This is a genomic window from Wolbachia endosymbiont (group A) of Pipizella viduata, assembly GCF_964028555.1.
In the GTDB taxonomy this organism is placed as follows: Bacteria; Pseudomonadota; Alphaproteobacteria; order Rickettsiales; family Anaplasmataceae; genus Wolbachia.
In genome coordinates this window covers 1250997-1263219 of record NZ_OZ034787.1, presented here as the reverse complement: position 1 = coordinate 1263219, position 12223 = coordinate 1250997, and the positions used below count along the sequence as shown (strand labels likewise).

General features: G+C 36.3%; 13 protein-coding genes and 3 pseudogenes. 15 read left to right on the top strand and 1 reads right to left on the bottom strand.

Annotated elements, in window-relative coordinates; genetic code table 11:
• The first annotated feature begins 66 nt into the window (after positions 1–66).
• From ABWU50_RS06150 to terL, 15 genes and pseudogenes are all read left to right on the top strand, one after another.
• The gene (locus ABWU50_RS06150) at positions 67–372 is read left to right on the top strand and encodes a hypothetical protein (protein ID WP_353275794.1); all 306 of its coding nucleotides are present in this window, start codon (positions 67–69) and stop codon (positions 370–372) included.
• Positions 373–882 carry a phage tail protein gene (locus tag ABWU50_RS06145; protein ID WP_353275793.1) on the top strand — a complete coding sequence of 170 codons (510 nt, stop codon included), beginning with the start codon at positions 373–375 and terminating at the stop codon, positions 880–882.
• Between the two features lie 3 nt (positions 883–885).
• Positions 886–1359, top strand: a complete 474-nt coding sequence (locus ABWU50_RS06140; RefSeq protein WP_353275792.1) for a hypothetical protein — start codon at positions 886–888, stop codon at positions 1357–1359.
• Positions 1346–1809, top strand: a pseudogene (locus ABWU50_RS06135) (phage baseplate assembly protein V). The gene ABWU50_RS06140 and the pseudogene ABWU50_RS06135 overlap by 14 nt, the downstream one beginning before the upstream one ends.
• Before the next feature lie 8 nt (positions 1810–1817).
• Positions 1818–2072, top strand: a complete 255-nt coding sequence (locus tag ABWU50_RS06130) for a PAAR domain-containing protein (RefSeq protein WP_353275791.1) — start codon at positions 1818–1820, stop codon at positions 2070–2072.
• Between the two features lie 141 nt (positions 2073–2213).
• A complete protein-coding gene (locus ABWU50_RS06125; protein ID WP_353275790.1) occupies positions 2214–3164 on the top strand; it encodes a YhcG family protein in 951 nt (316 codons plus the stop codon).
• Positions 3165–3183: 19 nt separating this feature from the next.
• The gene (locus ABWU50_RS06120) at positions 3184–3519 is read left to right on the top strand and encodes a GPW/gp25 family protein (RefSeq protein ID WP_353275789.1); all 336 of its coding nucleotides are present in this window, start codon (positions 3184–3186) and stop codon (positions 3517–3519) included.
• A gap of 2 nt (positions 3520–3521) precedes the next feature.
• Positions 3522–4313: a baseplate J/gp47 family protein gene (locus ABWU50_RS06115; RefSeq protein WP_353275788.1), complete on the top strand. Its 792-nt coding sequence runs from the start codon at positions 3522–3524 to the stop codon at positions 4311–4313.
• Positions 4313–5465: pseudogene (locus ABWU50_RS06110) on the top strand (phage tail protein). Before ABWU50_RS06115 ends, ABWU50_RS06110 begins: the two are co-directional and overlap by 1 nt.
• 195 nt (positions 5466–5660) lie before the next feature.
• Positions 5661–6206: an ankyrin repeat domain-containing protein gene (locus ABWU50_RS06105; RefSeq protein ID WP_353275787.1), complete on the top strand. Its 546-nt coding sequence runs from the start codon at positions 5661–5663 to the stop codon at positions 6204–6206.
• The gene (locus ABWU50_RS06100; protein WP_353275786.1) at positions 6199–6327 is read left to right on the top strand and encodes a hypothetical protein; all 129 of its coding nucleotides are present in this window, start codon (positions 6199–6201) and stop codon (positions 6325–6327) included. Before ABWU50_RS06105 ends, ABWU50_RS06100 begins: the two co-directional genes overlap by 8 nt.
• A gap of 91 nt (positions 6328–6418) precedes the next feature.
• Positions 6419–6715, top strand: coding sequence for a hypothetical protein (locus ABWU50_RS06095; RefSeq protein WP_264735990.1), 297 nt, complete (start codon positions 6419–6421; stop codon positions 6713–6715).
• A 212-nt stretch (positions 6716–6927) separates the two neighbouring features.
• On the top strand, positions 6928–8841 hold the full coding sequence (gene uvrB / locus ABWU50_RS06090; RefSeq protein WP_353275785.1) for an excinuclease ABC subunit UvrB: 1914 nt from the start codon (positions 6928–6930) through the stop codon (positions 8839–8841).
• A gap of 195 nt (positions 8842–9036) precedes the next feature.
• The gene (locus ABWU50_RS06085) at positions 9037–11064 is read left to right on the top strand and encodes an ankyrin repeat domain-containing protein (protein WP_353275784.1); all 2028 of its coding nucleotides are present in this window, start codon (positions 9037–9039) and stop codon (positions 11062–11064) included.
• Positions 11039–11350 (top strand): annotated as a pseudogene (gene terL / locus ABWU50_RS06080) (phage terminase large subunit); the annotation flags it as partial. The gene ABWU50_RS06085 and the pseudogene terL, both read left to right, overlap by 26 nt.
• Before the next feature lie 5 nt (positions 11351–11355).
• On the opposite strand, the gene ABWU50_RS06075 reads toward terL, so the two are convergent.
• The gene (locus ABWU50_RS06075) at positions 11356–12126 is read right to left on the bottom strand and encodes a hypothetical protein (protein ID WP_353275783.1); all 771 of its coding nucleotides are present in this window, start codon (positions 12124–12126) and stop codon (positions 11356–11358) included.
• Between the last annotated feature and the right edge of the window lie 97 nt (positions 12127–12223).

Sequence of the window (12223 nt, the reverse complement as noted above, 5' to 3'; positions counted from 1 at the left end):
TGAGACTGCTCTACCAGTATGCCCCTTCTTAGCATGCATGTAGAGGTTAGTGCATAAAAGCAAAAGATGCAAGAAAATATTAAAAGGTTATTGAAAGATTGTTTTGCACATCTGGGAGAGCAAGCGTTGTATGAATCAAAGGATAAGTCATACAAGGTACAGATATTAAAGCAACAGCCAGATAAATTATACGAGATTGGTGAAGGACAATTTGTCGGGGAGATGGTTTTTCTTGAGGTGAGTATATTCGATGTATTGCAGCCAGTAGTAGGAGATATCTTTATTATTGGTAAGCGTAAGTACAAAGTATATTCACCACCACTTAGGGATAATTCAGGAATATTGTGGAAAATTCAAGCATCAGGGGTGTAGATGCGTATTAACATCGAAGTGACCGGTAGCATAGAAAAAGTTATGCAAAGCATAGATGCAGAGAAAGCGAAAGTGGAAAAAGCGACGGTGAGGGCATTAAACAAAACAGCGCTGTGGGTAAGGTCACAAACTGTCAAACAAGCAAAACAAATACCAAAAAAAGCAATGAGAAAAAAGTTAAGTGTGGATAAAGCAAATAGAAAGCGTTTATGGTCAGTAGTGAAGCTGAGTTCGCAGTGGATAGGAGTAGCAAAACTTGGAAATATAAAGCAGACAAAGATAGGAGCAAAAGTAGGAAGCCGTATGTATGAAGGAGCATTCATAGCAACAATGAAAAATGGTCATATAGGAATATTCAAAAGAAGGTACATGACACCGTTACCAATAGATGAAATTAAAGTAAACACGCAAGCTCGGGAAATAATGAAAGAGTTAGTTGATAATGAAGTAGAAAGAGTATTTGAGAAGTATTTCGACCATGAACTTAATTTTATTTTAAGAGGATCATAACGTATGTTTTGGAGAGATCTACATCAGAAGATTTGTACAACGCTAAAGGAAGAAATACCAGCAATACAGACATGTGAAATTTATCCAACAATAAGGAGAGAATTAGTAGCTCCAGCGGTATTTGTAGAATTGTCAAGTTTAGAACCAGGAAAAGATCCGGGGACTGAGGAATTAGCGTTGAGGGCAAGATTTGAGGCAAGAGTAGTAGTTGATGGAACAGTCGAGGATTCTCAGGTAGTGGTAAGGTCACTGGCAGCGGAAGTTGCAAGGGTTGTAAGTAAAAATACTTGGAACGTGAAAAATATTGCACCTGGAGAGTTTTTATCAGCGGAAGTAGACGATTTTAAGCCAGAGTTGGATGCATACCTTGTGTGGTTAGTGGAGTGGACTCATGAGCTACATATAGGTCAATCAATGTGGTTAGAAACTGGTATTATACCGCATATTATTAGTGTGGGGGAAAATGTTAGACCATAATTTTGCGATTGCAGAGCTAAATAGAAGGCTAGCGAACATTATTCGTATAGGTCTAGTTAAAGAGATAGACTATGAAAAGGCAAGAGTGCGGGTAAAAGTAGGAGAATTTTGACCGATTGGTTACCGTGGATAACAACAAGAGCGTGAGAAGATAGAAGTTGGTTTTCCCCAGATATTGATGAGCAGGTGATGGTATTATCGCCATATGGAGAGTTGTCATTAGGGGTGGTGTTACCGGCAATATATCAGGAAAAGTATCCTCCTCCGGAAAGTAAAAAAGAAGTAAGTAGTGTAGTATTTAAAGATGGAACAAAATTATCGTACGACAAGGAGAATCATCATCTTGAGATTGAAGTAGTAGATAAAATAACGTTGAAAGTAGAAGGATCAAGCGTAGAGATGACAAAGGATGGAATAAAACTTAAGGCACAAAGAATAAATCTAAATTAGGAAAAGGAATGAATAAATCAGTTATATGCCTAGGAGATCACTGCGGGGAAGCGTTGCCGCATTTTTGTATAAGTGGAAGCAGAGATATATTTGTAAACGGAAGACCAGTTTGTCGGCAAGGAGATAGTTTTACAGAAGGTAAGGTAATGGCACAAGGGTCAAAAACAGTGTTTGCAAATGGTCATGGTATAGGAAGAGTTGGGGATTTAGTATCTTGTGGGTTTAAAGTAATAAGTGGAAGTAGTAATGTTTTTTCAGAATAAAAATAAACCATGTGCTATACTTACCAAAAGTAAAATTATGAACATGGATATAACTACTAGCCTATTAGGAGACGTTAGTAATTTAATAGATAGAGCAAAGAATCATCTTTCTGTTCAATTCAATTCAATTCTACTCTAGTATTGTTAAACTGGGAAATTGGCTCCAGAATTGATCAAGATATCTTAAAGCACAAACGTGCAGGTTATGGGAAGCAAATCATCTCCCAACTTGCAAAAGAACTTCAGATGAAATATGGACGTGGATTTGATAGAGCTTCATTGTTTCGGATGGTGCAATTTTCCAAATTCTTTCCCGATCAAGAAATTGTCGCGACACTGTCACAACAATTGAGTTGGTCACATTTTGTAGAAATTATTGCAATTTCTGATGAGCTGAAGCGTAATTATTATATAGAAATGTGTCGTATTGAAAGATGGAGTGTTAGAGCACTACGTAGTAGAATCGATACCATGTTGTATGAACGTACAGCACTAGCAAAAAAGCCTGAGGACTTCATAAGACAAAGCATCAAACAGTTACGTGAAGAAAATACGTTAGCCCCCGAATTCATTTTTCACGATCCATACTTCCTTAACTTTGTGGAATTGCCATCAAGTCATAGTGAGACTGATCTAGAAAATACGATTTTGGATGAATTGGTAAAATTTTTACAAGAGTTTGGTAATGATTTTTGTTTTGTGACACGTCAAAAAAGGATGAGTACCGAAAGAATTGATAGGTATTTAGACTTGCTATTTTTTCATAGGGGATTAAGGCGCCTTATTGCAATAGAACTAAAAATTGGTCGATTTGAACCAGCTTATAAAGGACAGATGGAATGGTACTTAAATTGTTTAGATAAAAATGAACGAAAACCAGATGAAGAAAAACCCCTAGGTATTATTTTGTGTGCTGATAAGGATCAAGAAGATATAGAATACCTGGAGCTTGAAGGATCTAATATTCATGTTGCACAGTATTTAACACAGTTGCCTCCTAAGGAAATCCTTGAGGAGAAGTTGAGAAAAGCTATCTCTATAGCTCGTGAAAAATACGCAAGTACTAAGAAGAAAATGATTAAACAGATATAACACAAAAGGCAACGTGTTTATGCGAGGAATGGACGTTAATACTGGAAAAGAGTTAGAAGGAATAGAACATTTAAAGCAATCAATAGTTAATATTTTAACTACTCCTATTAACAGCAGAATAATGCGCAGGAACTATGGGTCAAGATTACTTGAGTTAGTTGAACGGCCAATCAATCGTGATTTTACGTTAGAAATTTACGCAGCAACAGCAGAAGCACTACAAAAGTGGGAAAAGAGATTTAAGTTAGAAAAAGTAAAAATAACAGAAGTGAAAGAAGGAAAAGTAACGCTTGACCTAGAAGGATTGTACTTACCAATGGGGGAAAAGATTCGCTTTGATGGAATTGTGGTATAAAGATGGAGCAGCCTAACATTATTGAGCCACTGAACTTCGAAGAAATCTTTTCACGTATGAAGGAGGAGTTGATACGTCGAGACTCAAGTTTTACAGCATTAGTAGAAAGTGACCCAGCAATAAAGATTTTAGAGGTAGCAGCATGGCGAGAACTTTTGCTCAGAGAAAGAATAAACGAAGCAGCAAGGGGCAACTTACTTAAGTTTGCAAGGGGAGAAGAACTTGATGATTTAGCTGAATTTTACGGAGTGGAAAGGGAGAACGGGGAAAAGGATGAACGATTTAGAAAAAGAATCAAGGCAAGAATAGTTGGCTCAAGCACAGGAGGAAATTATCGGTATTATGCATTATCAGCAGATACGAGAGTAAAAGATGCATTAGTAGAATCACCTGTACCAGGAAAAGTACAAGTTTCAATCTTATCCACAGAATTATCCACACTGCCAGAAGAATTACTAGAAATTGTCAGAAATCAGCTAAACAGGGAGGATGTGAGGATTTTAACAGATACAATTGAAGTGGTAAGTTGCAATATTATTGAAATAGATATCCACAGTAAAATTAGCATTAAAAGACCAGATATTATTGAAACGGTGAAGAAGAAATTTATAGAAAAGTTTGAAGCAAGCAAAAAACTCGGATGGAGTATTACAAGATCATGGATTATAGCGAATCTTTTTGTAGATGGAATGAGTAACGTAGAGCTGTTAGAGCCAAAGGAAGATGTTGTTGTAGCAGGAAATGAGTGTGCTAAATTGGAAAATTTGAGAATCGAATTAGTGAGGCAAAACTGATGCTATTACCACCAAATTCTACGAAACAAGAGCAAGCGATAGTAGATGCAGTTGATTACAAAGTTGATACAAGTTGCATTAAGGGATTTAAATTCAGCTTAAAAGAAGAAATCCTACCTTGGTTAATCGAAGAATATGGCCTAGAAGAAATTCTATCATGGGTGAAGGATAAGAAGAAATCGATTAAAGAAGGAGTAAAATTTCAAAAACTAAAAGGAACACCTGCCTCACTGAAAATAGCATTAAAGTGGGCAAATATAGAAGATATTACAATTATCGAGGAACCACCTGGAAAACATTTCTTTGAGTTGCAGATAGGGATAAGAGATGTTCCGAACGACTTCTTCGTTGATGCAGTAGTAGAACTAGCAAAACTATCATTACCTGCAAGATCACGGCTAATGAGGCTTTTCAATGACCACTATAATATTGGAAGATTTATTTTAGATGAAAGTTTTTTTGGCAGTTTGTTATCGAGGGGTAAAAATAGAAAAAGATGGACCAGTGTTATCATTTGGGAGAGTAAATTTTTTCAGGTCTAGTGGTCCAGTTATTAGGATTATAGAAAACTATTTACGCGATCATTATGAACGAGCTTTAAGCAGTGATATATACCGGCTAGATGTAGCAATCCTTGGAGGAACCGAGCCTCACACAAAGAATTATAACGGTATTTATGAAAGAAGTCATCAGTGGAATAATTTAAAAATGTTATATCCGCTACCACAGAGCTTATTACCAGCAATTAAGTTTGCTAAAGCGCAGATAGTATTATCGGATAGCTGGAACTTAGGGAAAATAAACGCATGTTTTCCGGTTACGAGTACAGAAGAAGAAGGGAGCAAGTTTTTACTAGGAAGTGATAAACTATCTGAACAACTGTGGAATTTAAAATACAAGCCAATTTTAGAAAGGTTTAGCGTTACTCACCACTACAGGGTAGAAGATTTTACCAACCAAAAAGTTATAAGATTTGGTGTGGCAGAGCACAATATTCACTTTAAAAATGGTTTAGATTCAAGACAAAAAGATTCAATACATGAGTTAGAAAGTTACATTTTGGTGTTTTATCCAGGTGTTCTAACTTGGCATGAACATCGTCATTTGAACAGGTCTTGGGAAGAAAAACAACCTATATGCTTAATGAATTAAATACATATATTTATATCTTCATACACTACATTAACATTCGGTAAAAATGTGTGTTTTTTGAAAAAAAGAAGTTGCTTTTCCATGCCAAAACAGCTATAAATTAGGTAGGTGTAGGTAAACATAAGAAATTGATCTTGCACTAAAGTGAGCCAAATTAGGCGACTTTATGTATGTTTTTATAGTGGGGTAACTAAAATGTTCAATTTAAATAAAAGACTGGAAAAATTAAAGGAGAATTCATTTAGAAAAATAGATGAGAGAGGAGAAGATGGTAACACTGTGTTGCATTTAGCAGCATACCTTTCTGATATAAAGTTACTAATAAGAAAGGGAGCAAAAGTAAATATAGAAAACAATAGCGGAGAAACACCATTACACCTAGCAGCATTCTATGGAAAGGTAGAGAATGTAAAAGTACTGTTGGAAGAAGGAGCAGATGTAAATGCTAGAAACGGTAAGAGAAATACGGCATTACATTATGCGAGCCTAATGGGGTATGAAGAGACGGTAAGGGAGCTAATAAAAGGAGGGTCAAAAGTAAATATAGGAAATGAAATAGGAAGACATGAAGCAGTATTTATGAGGGAAATAGGGAACGTGAGAGCAATATTAGAAGCAGGAGGTGACGTAAATGCGAAAGACCAAAAAGGATATACACCAATAGATCTAGCATATATGGCAAATAGTGAGGAAATAATGAGAGAGTTAGTAGCGAAGCAGAAGGTTATGGAAGTTGATTGAGAAAAGGAAGGAAATGGTGGAAAAGGAGGTGTTGTCATTAGAGAGAAAACCGTTGGCAGAGCTGAGGGAAAAGGCACAATTATTTGATGATTTGGGAGAGTGCTCAATTGATGAAAGATAGCGGATGCAGCTATGTGTTTCCAAAATTGTGCATAAAAGTAAAACAAAACGAAGGTTGACAGTTGCGTCTTTTTCGCAAGAGTAATGGATTTATGGAAAAAAGGAGTGCCCGAACTATAAAAATATTTACAGGAGAAACAATGAGAAAAAAGGTATTAACTGTAACTTGTCGATATGAGCCTGATGAGTTAGCAGATAAACGCTTATCGGATGTATACGGGCAACTGATAGAGAGATTGATAAAGAGGAAAAAAGAAAATAGAGAGAAAGAAACAAATGAAAGTAGTGAGTTTATATGCGAGAGTGTCATCGTGCAAAAAATTAAGCATAGTACGACAAATACAAGTTTTCTTGTCGTTTTAATCTGCACAGATTGTGAAGTTAAATGAAATAGCTTCAGTTTCATGATAAGGGGGCTGGCGGAGTTTGTCAAGGAAGTTTTTCGTTTCTATTCCCAATAAAAGTTTGTTATATGGTTATGCAAGAAGTCTATTGTTGGTTAATGTTTTATGGCTTTACGGAAAGTTTATAGCTATACAACTTATCTTAAAAGCAATATAGTGTTCACTATGCAATGAATCAAAGATAGTAAATAAAGTCTATGAAATTTCAAATCACTACACATTTTCAACCCGCTGGAGATCAACCGCAGGCAATCGATAGTTTAATTGCGGGGCTAAATAGCAATAAAAGAGAACAAGTTTTACTTGGGGTTACTGGTTCTGGGAAAACTTTCACTATGGCAAATGTTATAGCAAGGACAAACAGACCTGCGCTGATCATGGCACACAATAAAACCTTAGCAGCACAACTTTATGAGGAAATGAAAGGATTATTTCCCAATAATGCTGTTGGATATTTCATTTCTTATTATGATTACTATCAGCCCGAAGCTTATTTGCCGCAAACTGATACTTATATCGAAAAAGACTCTGCAATCAACGACAGAATTGACATGCTGCGTTATTCTGCCGTCTGCTCCCTCTTGGAGCGCAGGGACACGATCGTAGTTGCCAGTGTTTCTTGCATATACGGTCTTGGTTCGCCTGAAAGCTACCGCAGCATGACTATATCTTTAAGTGTTGGAGATAAAATTCATGTTAATGATTTCTTGAGTAACTTAGCTGATCTCCAATACAAGCGCTCTGATACCAGGTTTGAGAGAGGATATTTCAGAGTGCGTGGCGATATTATCGATATATTTCCTGCCTATTATGAAAATAAAGCTTGGCGTTTATCGCTGCTTGGTGATGAAATAGAAGAAATTTCTGAAATTGATGCTATAACGAGTAATATTACCAAAAGCCTAAATACAATCACCATTTTTCCAAACAGCTATCACATTACATCACGTGAGACTCTGTTGCAGACAGTTGAGCTAATCAAAAAAGAGCTGCATGAATGCTTGGATTATTACTACTTGCAAAACAAGATTGTTGAAGCAAAGCGCCTCGAGCAACGCACTAATTTTGATATTGAAATGATGAGAACAACAGGAATATGTAAAGGTATTGAAAATTATTCGCGTTATCTCTATGGAATGGAAGCTGGGGATCCACCGCCTACTTTGTTTGAATATTTACCCAAAGATGTAATTTTGTTTGTTGATGAAAGTCATGTCACCGTTCCTCAGATTGGTGCGATGTACAGTGGTAATGAGGCACGTAAAAAGAAATTGATTGACTATGGCTTCAGGCTCCCTTCCGCTTTTGATAACCGTCCATTAAAATTTGAAGAATGGGAGAAAGTTAGGCCGCAGACTATTTACATTTCAGCTACTCCTGGAAAGTATGAGTTGGCAAAGACCAATAATGTATTTATAGAGCAAGTTATCCGTCCAACAGGACTTACAGACCCAATCTGCATTGTGAAACCAATAGAGAGTCAAATTGATGATGTAATTCATGAGGCACAAGTGACAATAGGAAAGGGATTTTGTGTTTTAATCACTACACTGACAAAAAAAATGGCTGAAAATTTAGCTGAATATATGAGTGAATTAAATATGAGAGTGAGTTATTTGCATTCTGATATTGGTGCGCTGGAGAGAATAGAAATTATATGTAAATTAAGATCTAAAGAAATTGACGTTTTAGTAGGTGTTAACTTGCTTAGGGAAGGTCTTGATATTCCAGAGTGTGGTTTGGTTGCAATTTTAGATGCTGATAAAGAAGGATTTTTGCGATCAGAAACATCGCTCATTCAAACGATCGGTCGTGCTGCGCGTAATGCTGAAGGTAGAGTAATTTTGTATGCAGATAAAATCACTGGTTCTTTAGATCGTGCATTAAGAGAGACTGAAAGAAGAAGAAAAAAACAAGAAGAACATAATATATTGCACAATATTGTCCCGAAGACTATAATAAAACCTATATCAAACACCTTACAGGAGAGGGCAATAGCAGAACCAAAAGTAAATACTAATAAGGATGACTTGAGAAAGCAAATGATAGAGCATGCTGAAAATTTAGAGTTTGAAGAAGCAGCAAGAATAAAAAAATTATTGCAAGGTTAAGTAATATATGATGCTATGGGCATAGCATGAAAGTGTAAACAACTAAACTTCCACTATTCTCCTTCTTACTTTAACTCATCTTTTTGAGATTTTTGACAATTTCTTAGAACTGAAGAAGGAAAGGTGTATTTTTTTATTGACTTACCTGTGTGTTACGGTAATCACTAAAGAATTAGTGGGTAATGGTTATAGAATATGAATGATGGGGTACCAAGCAAGGAATTAAATGAAACTTTACTTAACATTTTAGATCAGTTAGAAAGCGATAGCAATCTATTAGATAATTCCGATAATATTAAATATATAATTTTTCTTCTAGGAGAAGGAGCTGATAAAAATACAAAAAACCAAGCTGGAAAAACTCTGTCAGATTACTTAAATGAAAAATTATCTGACATTTTAAATAAGTTAGCAATCGATAGAAGTCTATTAGATAATTATGCTCAACATATAATATTTCTTCTAGGAGCAGGAGCTAATCGAGATACACAAAACCGATATGGAAAAACTCTGTCACATTACTTAGATAAAAGATTATCTGATATTTTAGGTTGGTTAGCAATCGATAGAGGTATATTAAATGATTATATTCAACGTATAATGTTTCTTCTACAAGCAGGAGCTAATCCAAATGTACAAAACCAAGATGGAAAAACTCTGTTACATTACGTTGCTGAACGTAACGATACTGACGGTATAGGATTTCTTTTAAAAGCAGGAGCTGATCGAAATGTGCAAGATCAAAGTGGAAAGACTCCATTTGAATATGTTACTGAACATAACTGCCTTCAAGCTTTGAAGGATTTAGGTTGTAGTTCTAATGATGAAACAACTTGTACTAAATTAAGTGATCCGGATCCAGACAAGGATCAGGGCTATTATTCAGATGATTTTCGTAAAAATGAAGGGAATGGCTCCGGTGATGATAATAAAACAGTTCCTACTAAAGATAAAGGGAATTTGACAAATGATTCTAGTAATTACCCTAACAAGCACAATGATGATCAGGCACTTCGTGATGATCCAGGGTATAGCTCCGGTGACGATAATAAAACAATTTCTACTGAACCGAGTGATTGTGACCGGAAAGACGAGGATTCGAGCTGTAGTTCAAGTGATCATCTTTTTCTAGAAGACTTACTTTCGATGAAGCTAGAAATACCATTAACTACAAGCGAAGAGGGGCTAATTAAAGATTTTTGTGAGAAGATAAGAGGTATAACAGCACAAAATAAACAAGAATCTGAAGAAAGTATTCTAGAAAGTATTGAGAAAATAGTAAATGAGTACTTGAAGAAAGGAATAAGGTTGAATTCAAGTTGTAGTAATGGTAATGAAAATGACAATGGTGATAAAGAAACTGTAACAAGTTTAATACTTGAAGAAATAGAAGGTGTTCTTAATAATCGTGTGAAACCACGCGATGAAACCAGAGCGCGTGAAAGGCAGTCTGATGGTATCGCCGACCAAGACGATGGCAACGAAGATAAAGTTTCAGGCATCATAGAAAGCATCACTAACAGGTTATTGTTAAAAGGTGGGAAAGCAAGACAAAAATTTTTCTCCGGTAATACTGAGCTAGCACAAAATTATGGATCTAATTATATAAATGATCTCTCTAAGAAATATAAAGAAACTAAAGACAAGCTAAAGAGTATAGCATATGAAAGTATTGTAGGCAGAGATAGACAAGCTCAAAAGGGGGAGCCAGAAGAGGTAGACATAGATAATGTATGTTTTTATGTGAAATATTCACAAGATAGTATTATTGAACCTGTGAAAATCTTTAACAAAGCTGAAGATTTAAATTTAAAAGTCGGCATACTTCAAGTTGGGGAGAGTATAGTAAGAGTTGAAGGTACAAAAGATGGAAAAAGAAATTACACAGATGTCTTAGAAAGTAGCATTAAAATGTTTTTTACCACTGAGGCAGGAGAGATTAATATTTATCTAAGTCCTAGTGAGAAAGATAGTAATAAAATAGAAGTAGAAATTGATGATGAGAGTGAAGAAAGGCTTAACGAGTTAAAAGCTGAGAAGAAAAGTTTAGGAGAAAACTGTCTTTTGGGAGGAAAAAGTGTTCTGGAAGCTATAGAAGAGAAAGGTTTTAAGAAAAATGGTAATGTACCTACAGAGTCAATCGAGACTATTAAGGATGTTCGACGTACTGATGTTACGCAAGCTTATTCGCAGCAAATTAACACAAGAGCTAAAGGCAAATAGCGATCTACCGATTATTGAAATAGTGCCACACAATGACAAACTCACTCGATTTTATCAAATTGTTCCAATTATAGAGTCTGGCAGGGTTTTTCTGCCGCATCAAGCAGTATGGCTCAGCGATTTCGAGTACGAAATTTTAATGTTCCCAGAAGCCCGTTATGATGATCAGGTGGACAGTACGGTACAATATTTACAATGGATGAGAAAAACTAACACCAGTGCTTTCAGGGTCAGGGACTTTGGCCCCAACCCTAATAAAACACTTGGGTGGTTAAGATATATCTAAAAACCTCAATTTTTCTCCAAAACTTTTGACATATACTTTGCCTGTTGCACACTACACTCTTTGCACTCTGAAGAGACACTTCCCTTATGTGGCACAGCAGGAGAACCCATAGAACAAAAACCACTATCTCTATCGACTTTTTTAGAACTAGAGTTATCAGGTGACGATAATTGTGCTTCTGCAAGTCGCAATAACTGTGATTCTTTACCCTCACATAGAGATCTGCTTAGCTCCCATTTCCCCGAAGGAGTATGCGTCAAATATAAATGCTGCTCCTCCCCAGGGGAGAAAGAGTTGGAGTCTAGCTTCTCCTTCATCTCAGAAGAAAGAAATGGGCGTAGTTCCTCCCTCTGATCAGGATCAAGACGTTTTTGCGACTTTAGTCCACTATTAGATTCTACCACGGTAGTACCTTGTGACGGGAGTCCTGGAATACTACCACTAATTGTAGAATGTACAGGAGAAGTCTCTTTTGAGGGTGAATTACTTTTTGCTCTTATTCTAGTTCGGAATGAATGAAATAGTTTAGACACAGGTAGTCTTTCAGTTACAGGAGTTTCAGGAGTACTTCGCGTTGTATCACGCCCTACATCATGTCGCTTAAGGCTTGCGTCACGTTGCTTAAGCTTAAAAGGTGAAAAGAACAATTTTTTTATTTTTTGAACATCACCCCCATGTTTCTTCGGAGATTCACTCTCTTGTGACTTTGCTTCAGAACACTCATCACTACTTTCTCGATCACTTTTATCAGTAACTTGCTGTTTTTCAGGTTCCACACTAAAAATGCTCTCAGCCTTGAAATGCCTCGTTTTAATTTGCTTTCTTGCCTCTCAAGATCTTGCTCCAATGGTGACTCTCTGCTTCCCTCCAGTC

Bases quoted from the DNA above. Each gene is read 5' to 3' on its own strand.
- ABWU50_RS06150 (WP_353275794.1), top strand. From the start codon at position 67: ATGCAAGAAAATATTAAAAGGTTATTGAAAGATTGTTTTGCACATCTG.
- ABWU50_RS06145 (WP_353275793.1), top strand. From the start codon at position 373: ATGCGTATTAACATCGAAGTGACCGGTAGCATAGAAAAAGTTATGCAA.
- ABWU50_RS06140 (WP_353275792.1), top strand. From the start codon at position 886: ATGTTTTGGAGAGATCTACATCAGAAGATTTGTACAACGCTAAAGGAA.
- ABWU50_RS06130 (WP_353275791.1), top strand. From the start codon at position 1,818: ATGAATAAATCAGTTATATGCCTAGGAGATCACTGCGGGGAAGCGTTG.
- ABWU50_RS06120 (WP_353275789.1), top strand. From the start codon at position 3,184: ATGCGAGGAATGGACGTTAATACTGGAAAAGAGTTAGAAGGAATAGAA.
- ABWU50_RS06115 (WP_353275788.1), top strand. From the start codon at position 3,522: ATGGAGCAGCCTAACATTATTGAGCCACTGAACTTCGAAGAAATCTTT.
- ABWU50_RS06105 (WP_353275787.1), top strand. From the start codon at position 5,661: ATGTTCAATTTAAATAAAAGACTGGAAAAATTAAAGGAGAATTCATTT.
- ABWU50_RS06095 (WP_264735990.1), top strand. From the start codon at position 6,419: ATGGAAAAAAGGAGTGCCCGAACTATAAAAATATTTACAGGAGAAACA.
- uvrB (WP_353275785.1), top strand. From the start codon at position 6,928: ATGAAATTTCAAATCACTACACATTTTCAACCCGCTGGAGATCAACCG.
- ABWU50_RS06085 (WP_353275784.1), top strand. From the start codon at position 9,037: ATGAATGATGGGGTACCAAGCAAGGAATTAAATGAAACTTTACTTAAC.